Origin of the sequence: Exiguobacterium sp. SH5S13, assembly GCF_004337085.1 — a bacterium.
Lineage (GTDB): Bacteria > Bacillota > Bacilli > Exiguobacteriales > Exiguobacteriaceae > Exiguobacterium > Exiguobacterium aurantiacum_A.
The window spans coordinates 107,507-128,041 of the sequence record NZ_SJUS01000001.1 but is presented as its reverse complement, the minus strand read 5'-3'; the positions used below and the strand labels follow the sequence as shown (position 1 = coordinate 128,041).

Below are 20,535 nucleotides of genomic sequence, written 5' to 3'. Positions count from 1 at the left end.
AGGGATTTCACTTAACATGTGGAGGTGAGAGGTATGTCGCTCGAAAAGACGAATCGAATGAACTACTTATTCGATTTTTATCAAGCGCTTCTCACGCCGAAACAGCGCAATTACATGTCTCTTTATTACCTAGATGACTACTCGCTCGGAGAGATTGCGGAAGAGTTTGAAGTCAGCCGTCAAGCGGTCTACGATAACATAAAGCGTACCGAAGCAATGCTTGAGCAGTATGAAGAAAAGCTGGAGCTGTTCGAGAAATTCGAGCAACGGCAACTGCTTCTCCAAACGCTCAGACGTCAAGTCGAGCAAATGCCCGACGTGACGGAGACGGTTTCGGCGCTTGAGAATTTAGAGTAGGGGGCTGAAGCATGGCATTTGAAGGATTATCAGAACGGTTGCAATCGACATTGGCGAAAATGCGGGGGAAAGGTAAGATTTCCGAAGCAGACGTCAAAGAGATGATGAGAGAAGTTCGTCTCGCGCTCCTTGAGGCCGACGTTAACTTCAAAGTGGTCAAACAGTTCGTCAACGACGTGAAAGAACGGTCAATCGGCCAAGACGTCATGAAATCGTTGACACCTGGACAACAAGTCGTCAAGATCGTTCATGAAGAATTAACAACCTTGATGGGGAGTGATGTCGTCCCGATCACCTTTAGTTCAAAACCACCGACAGTCGTCATGATGGTGGGATTACAAGGTGCGGGTAAGACGACGACGACCGGAAAGCTCGCGAACTTGATTCGCAAAAAGCATAACCGGAGTCCGCTTCTCGTCGCTGCTGATATTTATCGGCCGGCGGCCATCAAACAGCTCGAGACTCTCGGCAAGCAACTCGATTTACCGGTGTTCTCACTTGGCGATCAAGTGACGCCGGAAGAAATCGTCACAAAAGCGCTCGAGCACGCCAAAGTTAATCATCACGATTTCGTGTTGATAGATACGGCCGGTCGTCTTCATATCGACGAGACGCTCATGGGCGAACTCGAAAATGTGAAAACGATCGCCAAACCGAATGAAATCTTCCTCGTCGTCGATGCGATGACGGGTCAAGATGCGGTCAACGTGGCCGATCGCTTTAATGATTTGCTCGGAATTACCGGCGTCGTGTTGACAAAACTCGACGGTGATACACGTGGTGGGGCAGCCCTTTCAATCAAGGCAGTCACGGGAGCGCCGATTAAGTTCGTCGGTCTCGGTGAAAAGTTGGATGCCCTCGAACCTTTCTATCCGGAGCGCATGGCGTCACGGATCCTTGGAATGGGTGACGTGCTCACGCTCATCGAAAAAGCGGAGTCACAAATGGACCAAGATGCCGCGAAAGAGCTTGAAAGCAAAATTCGTGATGCATCGTTCACGTTCGATGATTTTATCGAGCAATTGGGTCAAGTGAAAAACATGGGCCCGATTGATGAATTACTCTCGATGTTACCTGGTGCAGGTAAGATGAAAGGGTTGAAGAACGTCCAAATCGACGAGAAGCAACTCGATCATGTCGAGGCAATCATCCGGTCGATGACGAAGCATGAGCGCACGAATCCTGAAGTGCTCAACGCCAGTCGTCGCAAGCGGATCGCAAAAGGGAGCGGTCGTTCCATCCAGGAAGTGAACCGTCTCATCAAACAGTTCGATGACATGAAGAAGCTCATGAAGCAGATGTCAGGACAAATGAAAGGGAAGAAAAAAGGTCTCGGCCTTCCATTCTTCTAAGAAAACTTTTGTCAGTCAGGCAAAAAAGCAGTATACTATTAAAGTTGTCAATTCTTAAACACATAATGGAGGTATATTACCATGGCAGTTAAAATTCGTCTCAAGCGCATGGGCGCAAATAAATCACCTTTTTACCGGATCGTTGTAGCAGATTCACGTTCACCACGTGATGGCCGTTTCATCGAACAACTCGGTCACTACAACCCGGTTGCAAAACCAGAAGCAGAAGTTCGCATCAACGAAGAACTCGCGCTCAAATGGTTGGCAGACGGCGCGAAGCCATCTGACACAGTCCGCAACTTGTTCTCTAAAGCAGGGATCATGGAGAAATTCCACAACGCGAAAAACGCGAAGTAACCCTGTGGCCGACCTTTTATGAGGTCGGCCTATTTTTTTGAGGAGGTTTTATGATGGATTGGTTAAACGTAGGCAAAATCGCCAACACGCACGGTTTAAAAGGGGAGTTGAAGTTGCTCGCCGCGACTGATTTTCCAGAAGAACGCTTTAAAATTGGTGAGACGCTCTACCTTGACGTCGACGGGAAGAAGATGCCGCTCGAAGTGACGACGTATCGTCCGCACAAACAGTTCCATCTCGTCACGTTCAAAGGGCTAGACAACATCAATCTCGTCGAGAAGTACAAAGGGATGTCGCTCTACGTCCATGCCGGAAACGTCCACGAGCTTCCGGAGCATGAATTTTACTACCACGAGATCATCGGATGCGAGGCCGTCGTCGACGGAGAAGTGATCGGTGTCGTCGAGGACATCTTTGAGACCAATGGCGCGAACGACGTCTGGGTCATCAAGCGCCCCGGCAAGACGGATGCGCTCATCCCGTACATCGAGTCGGTCGTCAAAGACATCGACGTCGAAGCGAAACGTGTCATCATCACGCCGATCCCTGGAATGATCGACGATGAAAATTGATGTCTTGACCTTGTTCCCGGAAATGTTCGCCCCGCTCGATCATTCGATCGTCGGGCGTGCCCGGACACTCGGCCAAGTCGAAGTAACGTTCACGAACTTCCGTGACTTCTCGACGAACAAACATCATAAAGTCGATGATGCTCCGTATGGAGGCGGCGCCGGGATGCTACTCACGCCGCAGCCGATGTTTGATGCGTTCGATTCGCTCGCGAAGTCGAAGCCGCGCGTCATCGTGACGACGCCGACGGGGCGACCGTTCACTCAACGTGTCGCCGAAGAGTGGGCGAACGAAGAGCACTTGATTTTCTTATGCGGCCATTACGAAGGATTCGACCAACGGATCCACGACGAACTCGCGACAGACGAAGTGTCGATCGGAGACTTCGTGATGACGGGTGGGGAACTCGCGGCGATGGTCATGATCGACGCGACGGTCCGCCTCATCCCGGAAGTGCTCGGCGATCAAGCGAGCCACGAGGATGACTCGTTTTCGACCGGGCTCCTCGAGTATCCGCATTATACGAGACCGGCTGACTTCCGCGGCCTCAAAGTCCCGGACGTCCTGTTGTCGGGCAATCACGCCAAAATCGAGTCGTGGCGCCGCGAGCGTTCGCTCGAACGAACGTTCAGGCGTCGACCGGAACTGTTAGACCAAATCGCTCTGTCGCCGGCCGATAAAAACTTCATCGAATCGTTGCGCGATTCATAAAAATATGCTATGTTTGAGCATGTGGGTTAGCCCCACCGATTACCGATGTTCCGCTATTGGATGCCGAGGCAAACGAAGATATGAACATTGAAGAAAAAGGAGATCAATTCATGAACGCACAAAAACTGTTCCGTGAAATCACAGAAGAACAATTCAAATCGGACGTCCCTGCTTTCCGTCCTGGTGACACAGTACGTGTCCACGTTAAAGTCGTAGAGGGAACGCGTGAGCGTATCCAGATCTTCGAAGGCGTAGTCATCAAGCGTAAAGGTGGCGGCATCAGCGAAACATTCACAGTCCGTAAGATTTCTTACGGCGTAGGTGTTGAGCGTGCATTCCCGCTTCACTCACCGCGTGTCGCGCAAATCGAAGTCGTTCGTTACGGTAAAGTTCGCCGTGCGAAACTTTACTACCTCCGCAACCTTCGCGGTAAAGCAGCACGTATTAAAGAAATCCGTCGTTAAGATGGGGAAAGCTTGTCGCTTGCGACAAGCTTCTTTTTTTCTAGTACAATAAGTTCAAACGGACAGAGGAGTGAGGCAAGTTGAAAGAAGTGTTCAGTTGGCTTAAAGCAATCGTAGTGGCGCTCGTCATCGCGTTCGTGATCCGGACGTTCATCTTTGTACCTGTCATCGTCGAAGGTGAGTCGATGATGCCGACGCTCCAAAACGCCGATCGAATGATCGTCAGCAAAATCTCTAACTACGTCGGTGAACTCGACCGGGGCGATATTATCGTCTTTCATGCGACTGAATCAAAGGACTATATTAAACGCGTCATCGCCATTCCTGGCGATACGCTCGAATATCGGGACGATACGCTCTACTTGAACGGAGAAGCAGTCGAAGAACCGTATTTAGAGGATTTTCAAGCCCAAATGAACGGCTTTCCTCTAACCGAGAACTTTACGCTCGAACAAGTGACAGGCGAAGCGGTCGTACCGGAAGGCTCATACTTCGTTATGGGAGATAACCGACAAAACTCGAAAGACAGCCGTGAAATTGGCTTTGTCTCGAAAGAAAGCGTCGTCGGCAAAACGAACTTTGTGTTCTGGCCGATGGGTGACTTTGGGACGGTAGAAGAATAGGGTGGTGTTTTTTTGGCAATTCAATGGTTCCCTGGCCACATGGCCAAGGCGCGAAGACAAGTAACAGAAAAGTTAAAACTGATTGACGTCGTCATCGAACTCGTCGATGCACGTGTTCCGCAATCGAGCCGAAATCCGATGGTCGATGAGATCACGGCGGGTAAACCGCGGCTGATCGTGTTGAACAAGGCTGACATGGCCGATCAAGCCGTCACCGACGCCTGGATGCGCGCCCTGAAGCGTGACGACATCGAAGTCGTCGCCGTCGATGCGAAGCATAGCAAAGGCTTAAAGCAGCTCATGACGGGCGCAGAGAAGCTCATGAAAGACAAGCACGACCGCATGCGTGAGAAAGGCCGTAATCCTGGCCCGATCCGTGCCCTCATCATCGGCATCCCGAACGTCGGGAAGTCGACACTGATCAACCGGCTCGCCGGACGCAACATCGCCATCACCGGGGACCGTCCTGGTGTGACGAAACGGCAGCAATGGATCAAGATGAAAGGCGGCGAGATGGAACTGCTCGACACGCCTGGTATTCTGTGGCCGAAGTTCGAGGATCAGATGGTCGGATATCGCTTAGCTGCTACGGGTGCGATCAAAGACGACATTTTAAACCTCGATGACATCGCGATGTATGCAGCGCGTGAACTACGCAGTCGTTACCCGGAACAGTTGAAAGAGCGGTTTAAACTCGACGACTTGCCGGAAGACGCGGTCGAACTGCTCGAGTTGATCGGAAAAAAACGTGGCCTTCTCAGCGGCGGCTACGTCGATTTCGAAAAAGCGAGCGAACTATTATTGAACGAGCTTCGTCATGAGAAGATCGGACGTGTCTCGCTTGAGACGCCGGCAGATCATAATATGGCGTGAAGTCCTGTGAAAACAGGGCTTTTTTGGATAGGAGGCAGATCGTGACGATTCAAGAGATTAAACAACGGCTAAAAACCGTCCGATATGAAGAGTGGGACGATGTCCGGGCCGAACTGAAGGATGACCCGCGCGCGGGCGTCCAGGCGCTCCTGCAGCAACGTCAGAGACGGTTTGACGCGGAACGGGACGAGCGGGACGACTATACACGTCGCCTGCAGTATGAGGCCGAGCTGAAACAGCAAGGCTTCAAGTTGGTCGCTGGCATCGACGAGGTCGGGCGGGGACCGCTCGCGGGTCCTGTCGTCGCGGCGGCCGTCGTCTTGCCGGACGATTTTTACAGCCCGGGACTGAACGATTCAAAGAAGATGACGAAAGCGGCGCGGGAACGAGCGTACGCAACGATCCTCGACGAGGCATTCGTCGGGGTCGGAATCGTCGACGCGGAAGTGATCGATCAAATCAATATTTATGAAGCGACGAAGCTCGCGATGACCGAGGCGGTCCGACAGCTTGACGGGGCCGACGCGCTCTTGATTGACGCGATGACACTCGAGCTCGATTTGCCGCAGACGTCGCTCATCAAAGGGGACGAGTTGAGCGTCTCGATCGCGGCGGCGAGCGTCGTCGCCAAAGTCGTCCGCGACAAGATGATGGAAGAGTTCGCCGCGACGTATCCGGGATACGGTTTCGAACGCAACGCCGGCTACGGGACGGAACTTCATTTGAACGCGTTGAACGAGCGCGGCATCACACCGATTCATCGCAAGTCGTTCGCACCGATTAAACATATGATATGAAAGGGGGAGCCCGATGCGGATCGATCACCAAGGCGTCCTGCCGTTCAAAGTCACCGAACAGACGTCGCGTCAGCTGCTCGTCGGCAACACGGTCGTCGGCAGGGTGCTCCAGCTCTTGCCCGGGAACGAAGCGGTCATGCAACTGCCGCAAGGACTGTTCCGGGTCGGGGTGAACGCAGACGTTAAAGAGAACGTCACGTATAAGATGGTCGTCACCGAGCTCGAGCCGAAACTCGTCCTGAAAGTGATGCCGCCTACGGCGGAACCGGCCCAGACCGGGAAGACACCGGTGACGTTACTCCTTGAACAACTCGGCCGCTTCTCAAAAGAGGCCATCCAGACACCGGAATCCGTCAAAGCGATGGGACGGCAACTGCTCGAGAGCGGGGCGGGAACTGACGTCAAACAGCTCGTCGGGGAACTGTTCAAGGCGAAAGGCGACCCGAAGTTTGAACAGTTCGTGCGGGCCCAAGAGACGTTCAACGCGGTCCAGACGCCGCCGTTCGTCGTCCAAGCATTTCACATACCGCAATTAGGACCGTTCGAACAAGTCAGGTTTCGGCTTGAGGCCCCGAAAAGCGAGATGATCGACGCAGACCATGCCCGTATCGTCTTATTTCTAGAAACGCCTCGCTTCGGCGAGACGGGCATCGACCTGCTCGTTCAAAAGCGGCACGTCACCGTAAAAGTATTCAACGAACAACATGACTTGTCCCCGTTCATCAAAGCGTACGAGCCGCTGCTCGGCAGTGCGCTCAAAGCGAACGGCTATGAACTGTCCCGATTCTCGTTCGAAGTGAGACAAGAATCGCTCCCCGAGACGTTCGCCCCGTTAGGAAAGGTGGATTTTCATGTATGATGGACCGTAAAAAAGCAATCGCCTTGTCTTACGAACAATCGATGGAATCTCCGCGCGTCGTCGCGAAGGGCGGCGGCCTCGTCGCCGAACGGATGCTCGCCCTCGCACAAGAGAACGGTATCCCGATCCATGAAGACCCGGCGCTGTTGTCACTCCTGTCGGCGTTACAGATCGAAGAGCATATTCCGGACGACTTGTATCAAGTGATCGCTGAACTTTTTGTGTTTCTCTATCAGATGGAACAAGGTAAAATCGAAAATGTCTAGGGGTAGATGTGAAAAAAAGATGAAAACTTAAAGCAAGAACGATAGACAGCGCTTTCAGTTTTTCGTTACAATAGATATGCCGATATCAAAGGGGACTAAGGGGGAAACTAAATGAATATCCATGAGTATCAGGCGAAAGAATTGCTTAGAACGTTTGGAGTGGCCGTACCTACGGGCTATCCGGCTTTCACGGTAGAAGAAGCAGTTGCCGCCGCCGCCAAGCTAGACGGTGAATTGAAAGTAGTCAAAGCACAGATCCACGCAGGTGGCCGCGGGAAAGCCGGCGGCGTCAAACTTGCCAGAACGGATGAAGAAGTAAAACAGTACGCGACAGAGATTCTCGGTAAGACGCTCGTCACGCACCAGACTGGACCTGAAGGAAAAGTCGTGCAGCGCCTCTATATCGAAGAAGGTTCTGCCATCGATCAAGAATTTTACTTAGGACTTGTGCTTGACCGTTCGATCGGCCGAATTGTCATCATGGGTTCATCTGAAGGCGGTATGGACATCGAAGAAGTCGCTGAACATACTCCTGAAAAGATTCATAAAGAAATCGTCGACCCGGTCGTCGGACTCCGTCCGTTCCAGGCGCGCCGTCTTGCTTTCAAGATGGAAGTGCCGACTAAACTCGTCAACAAGTTCAGCGACATGGTCATGAAGCTTTATAAAGTGTACGTCGAGACGGACTGCACGATTGCGGAGATCAACCCGCTCGTCACGACGAAAGACGGTAACGTCGTCGCGCTCGATGCGAAATTGAACTTTGACAGCAACGCGCTTTATCGTCATACCGACATCGTCGATCTTCGTGACACGACGGAAGAAGATCCGCGTGAAGTCGAGGCGTCGAAACACGACCTTAGCTATATCGCCCTTGACGGCAATATCGGCTGTCTCGTAAACGGTGCCGGCCTCGCCATGGCGACGATGGATATCATCAAGCACTACGGCGCCGAACCCGCTAACTTCCTCGATGTAGGCGGCGGTGCGACAAAAGAAAAAGTCACAGAAGCGTTCAAATTGATTTTGTCGGATGACCAAGTCAAAGGAATCTTCGTCAACATCTTCGGTGGCATCATGAAGTGTGACATCATCGCCGAAGGAATCGTCGCGGCGACAAAAGAAATCGGACTCGACTTGCCACTCGTCGTCCGCTTAGAAGGAACAAACGTGGATGCGGGAAGACGCATTCTCGATGAATCTGGACTTGCGATCACTTCTGCGACCTCGATGGATGATGGGGCAGAAAAAATCGCGGCACTCGTTCGATAAGGGGGAAACGACATGAGTATTTGGGTGAATCAAGATACAAAAGTGATCATTCAAGGGATCACGGGGAAACAAGGTATGTTCCACGGCGAACAGATGTTAGCGTATAACACGAAACTGGTCGGCGGGGTCACACCTGGTAAAGGTGGTACGACCGTACTCGACAACGTACCTGTGTTTAACACTGTCTCTGACGCGGTCGAGGCGACAGGTGCGAACGCATCGATCATCTACGTGCCACCAGCTTTCGCGGCCGACTCGATCATGGAAGCGGCTGATAGCGGCATCGAACTCATCATCTGTATCACGGAGGGGATTCCTGTCATCGACATGATCCAAGTGAGCCGCTATCTCGAGGACAAACCGGCCCGTTTGATCGGACCGAACTGCCCAGGGATCATCACGCCGGGTGAGGCGAAACTTGGCATCATGCCAGGCTATATCCACACGAAAGGCCATGTCGGCATCGTCTCACGTTCAGGGACGCTCACGTATGAAGCGGTCCATCAGTTGACGACGGCCGGAATCGGCCAATCGACTGCGGTCGGGATCGGTGGGGACCCGGTCAACGGGACGAACTTCATCGACACGCTCCAAGCGTTCAACGAAGATGAAGACACGCTTGCGGTCATCATGATCGGCGAGATCGGTGGGACGGCTGAAGAAGAAGCCGCTGAATGGGTCAAGGCGAACATGACGAAACCGGTCATCGGTTTCATCGGTGGTCAGACGGCTCCTGAAGGCAAACGGATGGGCCACGCTGGAGCGATCATCTCGGGTGGAAAAGGAACGGCCGCTGAAAAAATCAAGACGTTAAACGCAAACGGGATCGAAGTCGCCGAGACACCTGCTGTCATCGGTGAGACACTCATCCGTGTGCTTAAAAATGAAGGTCTGTATGATGCTTGTGTCACGGGACAACCGACGACGTAAGACCAATCGGAATGAGGGGTGCGCGCATCCCTCATTTTTTTAAAGGAGATTGTGATGAATCAAACAATAGCTCGTTTTGCGGCAGAACGTTTGCCAGTCGAGTTCGTCCATCATTACTTATCAAATCCGGGTCTGACGGAACGGAATTCGTTCCATCCGAACGTATGGAAAAAAGCGAATCGGGCGTTCCGTTCAACGGTCACGTATGACCGTTTTTTGACGTGGGAGGACGAATTGTTCCCCCGAATGCTCTTACATATCCCCAACCCTCCGTACTGTTTGTTTTATCAGGGCGATTTAGAGGTACTACAAGAACAAACGACCGCTTTGGTCGGGAGTCGTGAATTGAATCGGATCAGTCGACCGCTCGTTGAATATTTACACCCTTTAATAGAAGAAACTGTATCGATTTCAGGCGGCGCGCTCGGTATTGACGGACTCGTTCATGAGTTGGCAGTCAGGCGGAACCGACCGACGATTGCGGTCCTCGGTTCCGGCTTTTCGCACATGTATCCACATGTTCATCACCAACTGTTCGACCAGATCTCGAGACAAGGATTGCTCCTCAGTGAATATACTCCGGAAACACCTGTCAAAAAATTTCAATTTTTAGAACGAAATCGAATTGTCAGTGGATTAGGCGACCGGCTCGTCGTCGTCCAAGCGAGACGAAAGAGCGGGACGATGAATACGGTGAGTCATGCGCTCGAGCAAGGCAAGACGGTGTTTGCGGTGCCGGGAAGTCCGCTCGATCCGTTAGCGGAAGGACCGAATAAATTGATTGAAGAAGGAGCGATTCCTTTGACGAATCCCGACCAAATTTTGAATGGTGCGATGATTGCACGTTGACAAACGGTCGGTAACATGAATATTATGGTAGGGATTTAAATGACCTCCAAAAGGGGAGCAGATGTATGGCAAAATATTTGGTGATCGTCGAATCACCTGCGAAAGCAAAGACAATTAAACGTTATTTAGGATCAAACTACACGGTCAAAGCGTCCATGGGTCACGTCATCGATTTACCGAAAAGTCAACTCGGTGTCGACGTTGAACATGACTTTGAACCGAAGTACATCACGATCCGTGGAAAAGGCCCAGTGTTAAAAGAACTGAAGACGGCCGCTAAAAAAGCGACGAAAATTTTTCTCGCGGCTGACCCGGATCGCGAAGGGGAAGCAATCGCCTGGCACTTAGCCCGTGCCCTCGGCGTCGATGAAACGACAGAATGTCGTGTCGTCTTCAACGAGATCACAAAAGATGCGATTAAAGAATCATTTAAACATCCGCGCAAGATCAATCACGATCTCGTCGACGCCCAACAGGCGCGACGGATTCTCGACCGTCTTGTCGGATACGGGATGAGCCCGTTGTTATGGAAGAAAGTCAAAAAAGGTTTGTCAGCCGGTCGTGTTCAATCCGTCGCTGTCAAAATGATCATCGACCGCGAACGTGAAATCAACGCCTTTGACCCGGAAGAGTACTGGACGATTAAACTGATGCTCAACCATGAGGGTGAGACGTTTGAGACATCGTTCTACGGAAAAGACGGGAAAAAGATGGAGTTGAAGACGGAAGCGGATGCCGACGCCGTCCTCAAGACGATCGATGAGTCGTTCAAAGTCATCGATGTCACGAAGAAAGAGCGGAAGCGTAACGCATCGCTACCGTTCACGACAAGTTCACTCCAACAAGATGCGGCCCGGAAACTGAACTTCCGCGCCAAGAAGACGATGATGCTCGCCCAACAGCTTTACGAAGGAATCGACCTTGGTAAGAAGGAAGGGACTGTCGGGTTGATCACGTATATGCGTACCGACTCGACACGAATTTCTGACTTGGCGAAAGACGAAGCGAAATCGTATATCGAATCGACGTTTGGTGCAGAGTACGTCGCCTCTCAAAAGCAGAAAGAGAAAAAAGCGGCGAACGCACAGGATGCCCACGAGGCGATCCGGCCGACGTCGGCGTTACGTGACCCGGCTTCGATGAAGGCGTACTTGTCACGGGATCAGCTCCGGTTGTATAAACTCATCTGGGAACGGTTGGTCGCGAGTCAAATGGCGCCAGCGATTCTTGATACGGTGAAAATCGACGTCGAATCGAACGGCATGATTTTCCGTGCCAACGGATCGACCGTCAAATTCCCAGGTTTCATGAAAGTGTATATCGAGTCAAAAGACGATGATATCGAAGACACGAACTTAGAGCGGGAAGGATTGCTTCCGCCGCTTGAAGTCGACGACATGGTCGCATTCGAGACGGTCGAGCCGAAGCAACACTTCACACAGCCACCACCGCGTTACAGTGAAGCGAGACTCGTCCGAGCGATGGAAGAGCTCGGCATCGGTCGTCCGTCGACTTACGCGCCGACACTCGATACGATCCAAAAGCGCGGTTACGTCGTGCTTGAAGAGAAAAAATTCATTCCGACCGAGCTCGGAGAACTTGTCATCGAGATGATCGATGAGTACTTTAACGACTTCATCACGGTACAGTTCACAGCCGACATGGAGACGCTTCTTGATTCGATTGCCAATGAAGAAGTCGAGTGGACGGAAGTCGTTGCCCCGATTTACCGGTCATTCGAGAAACGTTTGAAACGGGCCGAATCGGAAATTGAGAAGATTGAAGTGAAAGACGAGCCAGCCGGTATCGATTGTGAGATCTGCGGTTCGCCGATGGTCATCAAGATGGGACGGTACGGCAAGTTCATGGCTTGTTCTGGATTCCCGAACTGTACGAACACGAAGCCGGTTCAAGTCGAAATCGGCGTCCCGTGCCCGAACTGTAAAGACGGACAAGTCGTCGAGCGCCGCAGTAAGAAAGGTCGCCTGTTCTATGGCTGCTCGAACTATCCAGACTGTGAGTTCGTCTCATGGGACAAACCGGTCGCGAAACCGTGTCCTGAATGCGGTAAGTTGATGGTTGAGAAAAAGATTAAAGATGGCGTCAAATATCAATGCACGAACTGTACCCATACCGAGGTACATCAGTTAGAGGAGGATTAACCTTGCAGCAACGTGTAACTGTGATCGGAGCGGGCCTCGCCGGCTCCGAGGCGGCTTGGCAACTCGCAAAACGCGGGATTCAAGTCGATTTGTATGAAATGAGACCAGTCCGACAGACGCCGGCGCACCATACGGATCAGTTTGCTGAACTGGTCTGCTCGAACTCGCTTCGGGCGAACGGACTTCAAAATGCGGTCGGTGTGTTAAAAGAAGAGATGCGCACACTCGACTCGCTCATCTTGAAAGCGGCGGATACGGCAAGCGTTCCGGCCGGTGGCGCCCTCGCCGTCGACCGTCACGACTTCGCCGGCTTCGTCACCGACACGCTCAAGAATCATCCGCTCGTGACGGTACACAACGAAGAGATTAAACAGATTCCGGACGGGGTCGTCATCATGGCGACGGGACCGCTCACGTCTCCTGACTTGTCTGCTTCATTGAAAGCTTTCACCGGTGAAGATTATTTATACTTCTACGATGCGGCCGCTCCGATATTAGACGGAGAGACGATCGACCGAGAGAAGGTCTACTTGAAGTCGCGTTATGACAAAGGCGAGGCGGCTTATCTCAACTGTCCGATGACGGAAGAAGAATTTAATCTGTTTTACGAAGAACTCGTCAAAGCCGAAGTCGTACCGCTCAAAGAGTTTGAGAAAGAGATTTACTTCGAAGGCTGCATGCCGTTTGAAGTGATCGCTCAACGCGGGAAGAAGACGCTCTTGTTCGGACCGATGAAACCGGTCGGACTCGAAGACCCGAAAACGGGTAAACGTCCGTTTGCGGTCGTTCAACTTCGCCAAGATAATTCGGCCGGAACGCTCTATAACTTGGTCGGGTTCCAAACCCACCTCAAGTGGGGCGAGCAAAAACGGATCATTCAATTGATCCCAGGTCTCGAGAATGCGGAGATCGTCCGTTACGGTGTCATGCACCGGAACACGTTCATCAATTCACCGAGCCTGTTGAAACCGACGTATCAGGCCCGTACTCGCGATACGCTATTTTTCGCCGGTCAGATGACCGGTGTCGAAGGCTACGTCGAGTCAGCCGCGTCAGGACTACTCGCCGGAATCAATGCGGCGAAGATGGTTGCCGGTGAAGAGCTGCTTGTCCTCCCGCGCGAGACGATGCTCGGTTCGATGGCGCATTACATCACGACGACAGACGGGAAGCACTTCCAACCGATGAATGCAAACTTCGGTCTCGTGCCGTCGCTCGAAGATGCGCCGAAGAAGATGAAAAAGCAAGAACGCTATGAGCGCTATGCGAATCGTGCCCTTGAGACGATTCAGCAATATAAAGAGATTTAAGGGAAAGGAGCCAATTTTTGGTTCCTTTTTTTGTGAATTTAAATTTCAATTGTGTAATTTGTACAATACTTTGAAAATTTTCAGATTATTGAAGGGGTTTCTATTGTCACCTCTGATTCTGTATGCTATGCTAATTTCGATTTGACGGGAACATGCGTTTTTAAGCTGAAAGCAAGGGGGCGAGAGGATGGGATTCGCTGAGGATCAACAATCATTTTTACGCTATTGCCAAGTCGAACGAAGACTGTCGCCTCATACGAAACGCTCTTACGAACAAACACTCGAACAGTACGCCGCTTATTGCCAATCGACACATCAAGAGCCATTTGATGTGCAGTCGGCGCGGCGTTATTTATATGTCCTTTACGAGAATGAAGCGGCGACGACGACCGTTTCCCAAAAAATCTCCTGCCTCAAACAGTTCGGGAAATTTGTGGCTCGAGAAACCGGGAGTGAACCGCTGTTTCATGACTTGACGTCGCCGAAACGTCGCAAGACACTGCCGACGTTTGCCGTACCGAGCGAGGTCGAACACTTGCTCATGACGGCAAACGGCCAAGACGACCCGTTCCTGCGGGCACGTGATGTCGCGCTTGTCGAAGTGTTGTACGGGACCGGGATGCGTGTCGCCGAACTTTGTGGCATGGACATATCGTCATATGATGCGGCGCTCTCATTCGTTCATGTCATCGGGAAAGGCAAGAAAGAACGTTACATCCCGCTCGGGCAATTTGCCGTCGAAGCGTTGGAGCATTACCTTGAGTTAAGGCAAAACTGCGCCGCGGCACACGAAACGGCATTATTCGTTAGTCAAAAAGGGAATCGAGTGACAACAGACCAAATTCGTTACGTGATGAAGCGGCTCCGGAAACTCGGCGGACTTCAAAAACCGTTAACACCGCATTCGTTACGTCATAGTTTTGCGACCGACCTGCTCGAACGCGGGGCCGATTTACGTGCCGTCCAAGAGTTGCTCGGGCATGAGTCACTATCGACGACCGGTCGTTACACCCACGTATCGACGGAACGCTTGCGAGCGGTCTATCAAGCCACACATCCGAGAAAGTAGGGGGTCATTCTATGTTTCATGCAACAACTATTTTCGCAGTCCGGCACGACGGAAAATGTGCGATGAGCGGAGATGGGCAAGTCACGTTTGGCAACGCCGTCATCATGAAAAACAAGGCTAAAAAAGTGAGGCGGTTATACGGCGGAAAAGTCGTGGCCGGTTTTGCCGGTAGCGTGGCCGATGCGTTCACGTTATTTGAAAAGTTTGAATCAAAACTCGAGATGTATAACGGGAACTTACCGCGAGCGGCAGTCGAACTCGCCAAAGAGTGGCGCGGCGACAAGATGCTTCGTCAGCTCGAGGCGCTTCTCATCGTCATGGACGCGGAACATCTCTTACTCGTGTCCGGGAGCGGCGAAGTGATCGAACCGGACGATGGCATCCTTGCGATCGGTTCAGGTGGGAATTACGCGCTAGCAGCGGGACGCGCTCTCGTACGTCACTCACCGGAGAAAACAGCAGAAGAGATTGCTCGCGCCGCCCTAGAGATTGCCGGTGAATTATGCGTCTATACGAACGACCAAGTTATCGTAGAAACGATCGGAGGCGATACAGAATGAAACGTGAATTGACACCACGTCAAATCGTAGCTGAGTTAGACCGGTTCGTCATCGGGCAAAAAGATGCCAAACGTGCGGTCGCGATTGCACTACGCAACCGTTACCGTCGTCAGAAGCTGAGCGCTGACTTACGCGACGAGGTCACACCGAAGAATATTTTGATGATCGGTCCGACCGGTGTCGGGAAGACGGAAATCGCGAGACGTCTTGCCAAGCTCGTCGGTGCCCCGTTCGTGAAAGTCGAAGCGACAAAATTCACCGAAGTCGGATACGTCGGACGGGACGTCGAATCGATGGTCCGAGACCTTGTTGAAGACTCGGTTCGCCTCGTGAAGGAAGAAAAGAAAGAAGACGTGAAGGAACCAGCGGAAGCCGCTGCGACCGAACGTATTCTCGATGCACTTCAGGGTAAGGCTAAAGTTGAGCCGACAGCCGCAAACCCGTTCGAAGCGCTGTTTGGCGGTCAAGGACAGAAGACGCAAGAACCGACGGACGATCAATCGACTGATCGGTCTCAATTACGGAAGTTGCTTGAACTTGGCGAACTCGAAGAGCGATTGATCGAGGTCAACCTTGAAGAGAAACAGACAGTTGATTTGTTTCAAGGACAAGGGATGGAAGGCTTATCGAATCTTCAGGACATGCTCGGCCAAATCGTCCCGAAAAAGCGGAAGAAGCGGAAGCTCCCGGTTCGAGAGGCTCGCCCGCTCATCGTTGCCGAAGAGGCGGAAAGTTTGCTCGACATGAATGAAGTGCATGACGAGGCGGTACGACGCAGCGAACAGATGGGCATCATCTTCGTCGATGAAATCGATAAAATCGCGACGAAGTCACAAGACCATGCTGGCGTCTCTCGTGAAGGTGTGCAGCGAGACATCTTACCGATTGTTGAGGGTTCGACCGTCGTCACAAAATATGGACCCGTCAAAACGGATCACGTGTTATTCATCGCGGCAGGTGCTTTCCATATGGCGAAGCCGTCGGATCTGATTCCTGAACTGCAAGGTCGTTTCCCGATCCGTGTCGAGTTGAGTAGCCTGACCGAGGAAGATTTCGTCAAAATTCTGACGGAGCCGTCACAGGCGCTCATCAAGCAGTATAAGGCCCTTCTCGAGTCAGAGGAGATCACCGTCGAATTTACCCACTCGGCCATCGAAGAGATTGCGAAGATCGCAACGCACGTCAACCGAGAAACTGATGATATCGGAGCGCGCCGTCTCTATACGATCATGGAGCGCGTGCTCGAGGACTTATCGTTTGAGGCGGCCGACATGCCACAAACACACGTCGAGATCACACCAGCGTATGTGAAAGAAAAAGTCGGATCGATCGCGGAAGATCGAGACCTTAGTCAATTTATATTATAAGAATTCTGTATGCACATACAGGGAGGAAAATTAGAATTATGAACTTACTAGATAAAACACGTCAATTGAACACGATGCTTCAACAAGAGGCGAGCGCGCACGTCGACTTTAAAGAGATGGCAGATAAGATGCGTGAAGTACTCGAAGCGAACACGTTCATCGTGAGCCGTCGCGGTCGCTTGCTCGGTTTCGCCATTAAACAACAGATTGAGAACGAGCGGATGAAGGCGTTCCTAGTTGATCGTCAGTTCCCTGAACCGTACGCATCGAACTTGTTCAACGTGAAAGAGACGACGGAAAATATCGGCATCGATAGCGAGTATACGGCGTTCCCGGTCGAGAACCGTGAGCTGTTCCTTGATTCGATGACGACGATCGTCCCGATCATCGGTGGCGGGGAGCGACTCGGCACACTCGTTCTCGGCAGACTGAACAACGAGTTCACTGAAGACGACCTCGTTCTCGCAGAATATAGCGCGACAGTCGTCGGGATGGAGATCCTCCGTGAGAAGGCGGCGGAAGCAGAGGCGTCGGCGCGCAAGAAAGCAGTTGTCCAAATGGCGATCAATTCGTTGTCTTATTCAGAGCTTGAAGCGATTGAGCATATATTTGAAGAACTTGGGGGGAACGAAGGTCTGTTAGTTGCTTCCAAAATTGCCGATAGAGTGGGAATTACTCGCTCTGTGATTGTCAACGCGTTGCGCAAGCTTGAAAGCGCTGGCGTCATCGAATCACGTTCGCTCGGAATGAAAGGAACGTATATCAAGATATTAAATGATAACTTCTTGTTTGAATTGCAGAAACTGAAATCAAATTAAAATCGAGCGAATATCCGTTAGATTATAGCTAAAAGTCCTATCAATTAGGACTTTAGTTGCAAAAAGGCGTTCCTTTGTTAAAAGGAACGTCTTTTTTTAGTACAAAAGTAATTATTTTCAGAATATGTCGTGAATTCGACAAAAACAGACGATACCATTTACCTGTTTTAACAAAAATATCTTTCAGAACTGTTACAGATTTGTTTCAATGAAGTAGTGGAATTTCCAAATAAGGTATATACATGCATTCTTTTAAGTGAAAGTGAGTGAGACGCATGAATTGGATCGGCACAGATTATCAATTAATGAAGCAAGCGATCAATCATTCGGTCATTAACCAAAAAGTGATCAGTCATAACTTGTCGAACATCGACACGCCGAACTTTAAAGCGAAACAGGCTGTGTTCGAACAGACGTTAAGCAACGAAATGCGCCTAAAGTTAGCTGGTGGCCGTCCGAGTGACCGCGGTAGTGCAACGAAAATCGTTGACCGGGCCGGAGGGGCGATGCGAAGTGACGGGAACAGTGTCGATCTCGATTATGAGATGAGTGAACTGGCCCGTAACCAACTGCAGTATGAGGCGATGATGGAACAATTGAACCGTCGACTCGGTGGACTTAAAACCGTTATTAGAGGAGGACGTTAATTATGGGTATGTTCGATAGTTTTCATATATCCGCTTCGGCACTCATGTCTCAACGCCTTCGGATGGATACAGTATCGGCGAACATCGCGAACGCCCAGACGACTCGTGGCAAACTTGTCGATGGAGAATGGCAGCCGTATACACGGAAACTGACGGTGCTCCAAGAAGCGCCGTTTCGTCAACAACTGTCGGCAGTGAGCGGAGGCGTCGAAGTTTCAGGCATCGTCGAAGACGAAAGTCCTTACAAACTCACATATGACCCGAGTCACCCGGATGCGGATGAACGGGGATACGTTCAGATGCCAAACGTTGACCTGTTAAAAGAAATGGTTGATTTGACAGGTGCGACAAGATCATATGAAGCGAACATTGCCGCGATGAATGCGTCAAAAGCAATGCTCGTCAAAGCGCTCGAAATCGGTAAAGGATAAGGAGTGACAGACTATGCAAATTAACCCAATTCAATTAATCGGTAACCAGACCGCGGCTCTGCCGACAGTGAAAGAGACACCGTCTCAGTTTGGATCATATTTGAATGAAGCGATGCAGTCGCTTAATAAAGTTCAACAGGCAACGAGTACGGCGCGTCAAGACCTCGCCGTCGGGAAAGCCGATCTTCACCAAGTCATGATCCAAAGCGAAGAGTCGTCGATTGCGATGCAACTCGCCATTGAGGTGCGAAATAAAGCGGTTGAGGCCTATCAAGAAATGATGCGAATGCAAGTTTAATGAAGAGGATGACGAGTTGCGATGAATGATAAGTTAAAAGAACAATTCAGCTCACTGGCCGGCTCACTGAAGGCGATACAAACAAACCGTAAAATCATTTGGGGCATCGTCATCGTCGGCGTACTTGTCGTCGCGGTGCTCTTGACGGTTTGGCTCTCGCGCCCGAACATGGCTCCTCTCTACACGAACCTCTCGGCCCAAGAGGCTGGAGAAGTGACGGAAAAGCTGACGGCTGATGGGGTGAAGTCAGAAATCAAAGCGACATCGAACGGTGTCAGCGTCTACGTGCCGAGTGAGCAAGTCGACCAATTGAAAGTTAACTTGGCAGCCGCCGGGATTCCAAAGTCAGGTGCGATCGATTACAGCTTTTTCAGTGAGAACGCCGGATTTGGAACGACGGACCGAGAAATGGCAGTCATCGAACGAAGCGCGATGCAAACCGAACTCGAACGTTTGATTACACAAATCGAAGGAATCAACCAAGCAAAAGTCATTATCTCGCTTCCGGAGAAATCGGTGTTCTTGGCCGAAGATCAAGGGGAGCCGACAGCTTCGATCGTCCTAAATTTAGGAGCAGGTACGAATCTTGAGCCGGCGACGGTCAAAGGACTATATCATTTGATCAGTAAGAGTGTCCCGAACTTAAAACCGGAGAACATCTCGATCATGGACCAATATTTCACGTATTACGATTTGGATCAATCGACGATGGCCGGTGGGACTTCGACCGATCCGTTAGCGCTGAAGCGTCAAGTCGAGAAAGACGTACGTCAACAGATTCAACAAATGCTCTCGGTCTTACTCGGAGAACGCAGCGTGCTCGTCTCGGTCACGGCTGATATCGACACGACCCAATCGGCAGAAGAACAAAACCTGGTAACCCCGGTCAACGAGGATACGATGGAAGGGATTGTGACGTCTGCTGAACGGATCGCCGAAGCGTATACAGGTGGTGCCGGTGCGGCAGCAGCGGCAGGAGCTGGTGAAAACGATACCGTCAACTTCCCGGCCGCAATGGGAACTGGTGAAGAAGAAAGCGAAAAGAACCATGAAATCATCAACTATGAGGTCAATCGCATCACGAAACAAATTCAGAACGCCCCCTACACAATCCGTGACCTCGGTGTTCAACTGATCGTCGAGCCGCCAGACGGCGCTCAAGCGATCGACCCGCAACTTGAGGGCGACCTTGAGACGATGATGTATTCAATCATCCGGACGTCGCTCGCTAAAACGGGCGAGGCGTTGACGGAAGCGGAACTCGAACAGAAAGTCGTCGTCGTGTCACGACCGTTCGCTGAAACGGAAGAAATGGTAGTGGCAGAACAGCCGACAGCGTGGTGGATGTATGCAGCCGCAGCTGGTGCCGTTCTCTTACTCGCACTTCTGTTCTTCGCCATGCGAAGACGGAATCAGCAACCGGTTTCGGGAACGAATGAATGGGAAGTACCGTATGAAGACGAAGTACCCGATCTCGATTTGGAAGAGCGAGGCGAAGGTGCCGTCAAGAAGAAACAGTTGGAGAAATTGGCAGAGAGTAATCCAGAAGAGTTCGCCAAGCTTCTTCGTACTTGGATGTCTGAGGAGTGAGTA

At 51.4% G+C, this 20,535-nt stretch carries 24 protein-coding genes; all 24 read left to right on the top strand.

Going from position 1 to position 20,535, the window contains the following annotated elements; all coding sequences use genetic code 11:
- Window positions 1-33: 33 nt before the first annotated feature.
- The 24 genes from EVJ30_RS00680 (at window position 34) to fliF (ending at window position 20,532) form a co-directional block, all read left to right on the top strand.
- Window positions 34-357 carry a putative DNA-binding protein gene (locus tag EVJ30_RS00680; RefSeq protein WP_070327513.1) on the top strand — a complete coding sequence of 108 codons (324 nt, stop codon included), beginning with the start codon at window positions 34-36 and terminating at the stop codon, window positions 355-357.
- 11 nt (window positions 358-368) lie between these two features.
- Window positions 369-1,709, top strand: coding sequence for a signal recognition particle protein (gene ffh, locus EVJ30_RS00675; RefSeq protein WP_070327512.1), 1,341 nt, complete (start codon window positions 369-371; stop codon window positions 1,707-1,709).
- A gap of 81 nt (window positions 1,710-1,790) precedes the next feature.
- The gene (gene rpsP, locus EVJ30_RS00670; RefSeq protein ID WP_021067098.1) at window positions 1,791-2,066 is read left to right on the top strand and encodes a 30S ribosomal protein S16; all 276 of its coding nucleotides are present in this window, start codon (window positions 1,791-1,793) and stop codon (window positions 2,064-2,066) included.
- A gap of 53 nt (window positions 2,067-2,119) precedes the next feature.
- The gene (gene rimM, locus EVJ30_RS00665) at window positions 2,120-2,638 is read left to right on the top strand and encodes a ribosome maturation factor RimM (protein ID WP_070327511.1); all 519 of its coding nucleotides are present in this window, start codon (window positions 2,120-2,122) and stop codon (window positions 2,636-2,638) included.
- Window positions 2,628-3,347 carry a tRNA (guanosine(37)-N1)-methyltransferase TrmD gene (gene trmD, locus EVJ30_RS00660; RefSeq protein ID WP_131456219.1) on the top strand — a complete coding sequence of 240 codons (720 nt, stop codon included), beginning with the start codon at window positions 2,628-2,630 and terminating at the stop codon, window positions 3,345-3,347. The genes rimM and trmD overlap by 11 nt, the downstream gene beginning before the upstream one ends.
- Before the next feature lie 110 nt (window positions 3,348-3,457).
- Window positions 3,458-3,811, top strand: a complete 354-nt coding sequence (gene rplS, locus EVJ30_RS00655; RefSeq protein ID WP_070327950.1) for a 50S ribosomal protein L19 — start codon at window positions 3,458-3,460, stop codon at window positions 3,809-3,811.
- Window positions 3,812-3,891: 80 nt separating this feature from the next.
- Window positions 3,892-4,434: a signal peptidase I gene (gene lepB, locus EVJ30_RS00650; protein ID WP_016508241.1), complete on the top strand. Its 543-nt coding sequence runs from the start codon at window positions 3,892-3,894 to the stop codon at window positions 4,432-4,434.
- Window positions 4,435-4,446: 12 nt separating this feature from the next.
- Window positions 4,447-5,307: a ribosome biogenesis GTPase YlqF gene (gene ylqF, locus EVJ30_RS00645; protein WP_131456217.1), complete on the top strand. Its 861-nt coding sequence runs from the start codon at window positions 4,447-4,449 to the stop codon at window positions 5,305-5,307.
- A 41-nt stretch (window positions 5,308-5,348) separates the two neighbouring features.
- The gene (locus tag EVJ30_RS00640; RefSeq protein ID WP_236633996.1) at window positions 5,349-6,104 is read left to right on the top strand and encodes a ribonuclease HII; all 756 of its coding nucleotides are present in this window, start codon (window positions 5,349-5,351) and stop codon (window positions 6,102-6,104) included.
- A gap of 13 nt (window positions 6,105-6,117) precedes the next feature.
- Window positions 6,118-6,963 carry a hypothetical protein gene (locus EVJ30_RS00635; RefSeq protein ID WP_131456215.1) on the top strand — a complete coding sequence of 282 codons (846 nt, stop codon included), beginning with the start codon at window positions 6,118-6,120 and terminating at the stop codon, window positions 6,961-6,963.
- Entirely contained in the window at window positions 6,963-7,229 is a 267-nt protein-coding gene (locus tag EVJ30_RS00630; RefSeq protein ID WP_016508266.1) for an EscU/YscU/HrcU family type III secretion system export apparatus switch protein, read from the top strand. Before EVJ30_RS00635 ends, EVJ30_RS00630 begins: the two co-directional genes overlap by 1 nt.
- 111 nt (window positions 7,230-7,340) lie before the next feature.
- Window positions 7,341-8,501 carry an ADP-forming succinate--CoA ligase subunit beta gene (gene sucC, locus EVJ30_RS00625; RefSeq protein WP_070327507.1) on the top strand — a complete coding sequence of 387 codons (1,161 nt, stop codon included), beginning with the start codon at window positions 7,341-7,343 and terminating at the stop codon, window positions 8,499-8,501.
- 12 nt (window positions 8,502-8,513) lie between these two features.
- The gene (gene sucD, locus EVJ30_RS00620) at window positions 8,514-9,431 is read left to right on the top strand and encodes a succinate--CoA ligase subunit alpha (protein ID WP_070327506.1); all 918 of its coding nucleotides are present in this window, start codon (window positions 8,514-8,516) and stop codon (window positions 9,429-9,431) included.
- Between the two features lie 54 nt (window positions 9,432-9,485).
- Window positions 9,486-10,280 carry a DNA-processing protein DprA gene (dprA, locus tag EVJ30_RS00615; protein ID WP_236635955.1) on the top strand — a complete coding sequence of 265 codons (795 nt, stop codon included), beginning with the start codon at window positions 9,486-9,488 and terminating at the stop codon, window positions 10,278-10,280.
- Window positions 10,281-10,345: 65 nt separating this feature from the next.
- The gene (topA, locus tag EVJ30_RS00610) at window positions 10,346-12,442 is read left to right on the top strand and encodes a type I DNA topoisomerase (RefSeq protein ID WP_070327504.1); all 2,097 of its coding nucleotides are present in this window, start codon (window positions 10,346-10,348) and stop codon (window positions 12,440-12,442) included.
- Between the two features lie 2 nt (window positions 12,443-12,444).
- Window positions 12,445-13,752, top strand: a complete 1,308-nt coding sequence (gene trmFO / locus EVJ30_RS00605) for an FADH(2)-oxidizing methylenetetrahydrofolate--tRNA-(uracil(54)-C(5))-methyltransferase TrmFO (protein ID WP_370250772.1) — start codon at window positions 12,445-12,447, stop codon at window positions 13,750-13,752.
- 187 nt (window positions 13,753-13,939) lie between these two features.
- A complete protein-coding gene (locus EVJ30_RS00600; protein WP_070327502.1) occupies window positions 13,940-14,821 on the top strand; it encodes a tyrosine-type recombinase/integrase in 882 nt (293 codons plus the stop codon).
- 11 nt (window positions 14,822-14,832) lie between these two features.
- Window positions 14,833-15,381 (top strand): ATP-dependent protease subunit HslV, encoded by a 549-nt coding sequence (hslV, locus tag EVJ30_RS00595; RefSeq protein ID WP_131456208.1) that lies wholly within the window; start codon window positions 14,833-14,835, stop codon window positions 15,379-15,381.
- On the top strand, window positions 15,378-16,748 hold the full coding sequence (gene hslU / locus EVJ30_RS00590; RefSeq protein WP_131456206.1) for an ATP-dependent protease ATPase subunit HslU: 1,371 nt from the start codon (window positions 15,378-15,380) through the stop codon (window positions 16,746-16,748). The genes hslV and hslU overlap by 4 nt, the downstream gene beginning before the upstream one ends.
- Window positions 16,749-16,786: 38 nt before the next feature.
- Window positions 16,787-17,566 carry a GTP-sensing pleiotropic transcriptional regulator CodY gene (gene codY / locus EVJ30_RS00585; protein ID WP_016508279.1) on the top strand — a complete coding sequence of 260 codons (780 nt, stop codon included), beginning with the start codon at window positions 16,787-16,789 and terminating at the stop codon, window positions 17,564-17,566.
- 275 nt (window positions 17,567-17,841) lie between these two features.
- Entirely contained in the window at window positions 17,842-18,213 is a 372-nt protein-coding gene (gene flgB, locus EVJ30_RS00580; protein ID WP_131456204.1) for a flagellar basal body rod protein FlgB, read from the top strand.
- A 2-nt stretch (window positions 18,214-18,215) separates the two neighbouring features.
- A complete protein-coding gene (gene flgC, locus EVJ30_RS00575) occupies window positions 18,216-18,644 on the top strand; it encodes a flagellar basal body rod protein FlgC (protein WP_131456202.1) in 429 nt (142 codons plus the stop codon).
- Window positions 18,645-18,657: 13 nt separating this feature from the next.
- Window positions 18,658-18,942 (top strand): flagellar hook-basal body complex protein FliE, encoded by a 285-nt coding sequence (gene fliE, locus EVJ30_RS00570; protein ID WP_070327497.1) that lies wholly within the window; start codon window positions 18,658-18,660, stop codon window positions 18,940-18,942.
- Window positions 18,943-18,963: 21 nt separating this feature from the next.
- Complete coding sequence (fliF, locus tag EVJ30_RS00565; RefSeq protein ID WP_131467769.1) at window positions 18,964-20,532, top strand: flagellar basal-body MS-ring/collar protein FliF; 1,569 nt, start codon at window positions 18,964-18,966, stop codon at window positions 20,530-20,532.
- The last annotated feature ends 3 nt before the right edge of the window (window positions 20,533-20,535 follow it).

What these genes read in the sequence shown, in the direction of transcription:
- hslU (WP_131456206.1), top strand. Translation starts at nt 15,378, where the DNA reads ATGAAACGTGAATTGACACCACGTCAAATCGTAGCTGAGTTAGACCGG.
- hslV (WP_131456208.1), top strand. Translation starts at nt 14,833, where the DNA reads ATGTTTCATGCAACAACTATTTTCGCAGTCCGGCACGACGGAAAATGT.
- sucD (WP_070327506.1), top strand. Translation starts at nt 8,514, where the DNA reads ATGAGTATTTGGGTGAATCAAGATACAAAAGTGATCATTCAAGGGATC.
- trmD (WP_131456219.1), top strand. Translation starts at nt 2,628, where the DNA reads ATGAAAATTGATGTCTTGACCTTGTTCCCGGAAATGTTCGCCCCGCTC.
- sucC (WP_070327507.1), top strand. Translation starts at nt 7,341, where the DNA reads ATGAATATCCATGAGTATCAGGCGAAAGAATTGCTTAGAACGTTTGGA.
- ffh (WP_070327512.1), top strand. Translation starts at nt 369, where the DNA reads ATGGCATTTGAAGGATTATCAGAACGGTTGCAATCGACATTGGCGAAA.
- flgC (WP_131456202.1), top strand. Translation starts at nt 18,216, where the DNA reads ATGGGTATGTTCGATAGTTTTCATATATCCGCTTCGGCACTCATGTCT.
- EVJ30_RS00630 (WP_016508266.1), top strand. Translation starts at nt 6,963, where the DNA reads ATGGACCGTAAAAAAGCAATCGCCTTGTCTTACGAACAATCGATGGAA.
- EVJ30_RS00635 (WP_131456215.1), top strand. Translation starts at nt 6,118, where the DNA reads ATGCGGATCGATCACCAAGGCGTCCTGCCGTTCAAAGTCACCGAACAG.
- rplS (WP_070327950.1), top strand. Translation starts at nt 3,458, where the DNA reads ATGAACGCACAAAAACTGTTCCGTGAAATCACAGAAGAACAATTCAAA.
- codY (WP_016508279.1), top strand. Translation starts at nt 16,787, where the DNA reads ATGAACTTACTAGATAAAACACGTCAATTGAACACGATGCTTCAACAA.
- fliF (WP_131467769.1), top strand. Translation starts at nt 18,964, where the DNA reads ATGAATGATAAGTTAAAAGAACAATTCAGCTCACTGGCCGGCTCACTG.
- dprA (WP_236635955.1), top strand. Translation starts at nt 9,486, where the DNA reads ATGAATCAAACAATAGCTCGTTTTGCGGCAGAACGTTTGCCAGTCGAG.
- topA (WP_070327504.1), top strand. Translation starts at nt 10,346, where the DNA reads ATGGCAAAATATTTGGTGATCGTCGAATCACCTGCGAAAGCAAAGACA.
- flgB (WP_131456204.1), top strand. Translation starts at nt 17,842, where the DNA reads ATGAATTGGATCGGCACAGATTATCAATTAATGAAGCAAGCGATCAAT.
- rimM (WP_070327511.1), top strand. Translation starts at nt 2,120, where the DNA reads ATGGATTGGTTAAACGTAGGCAAAATCGCCAACACGCACGGTTTAAAA.
- rpsP (WP_021067098.1), top strand. Translation starts at nt 1,791, where the DNA reads ATGGCAGTTAAAATTCGTCTCAAGCGCATGGGCGCAAATAAATCACCT.
- fliE (WP_070327497.1), top strand. Translation starts at nt 18,658, where the DNA reads ATGCAAATTAACCCAATTCAATTAATCGGTAACCAGACCGCGGCTCTG.
- EVJ30_RS00600 (WP_070327502.1), top strand. Translation starts at nt 13,940, where the DNA reads ATGGGATTCGCTGAGGATCAACAATCATTTTTACGCTATTGCCAAGTC.
- EVJ30_RS00680 (WP_070327513.1), top strand. Translation starts at nt 34, where the DNA reads ATGTCGCTCGAAAAGACGAATCGAATGAACTACTTATTCGATTTTTAT.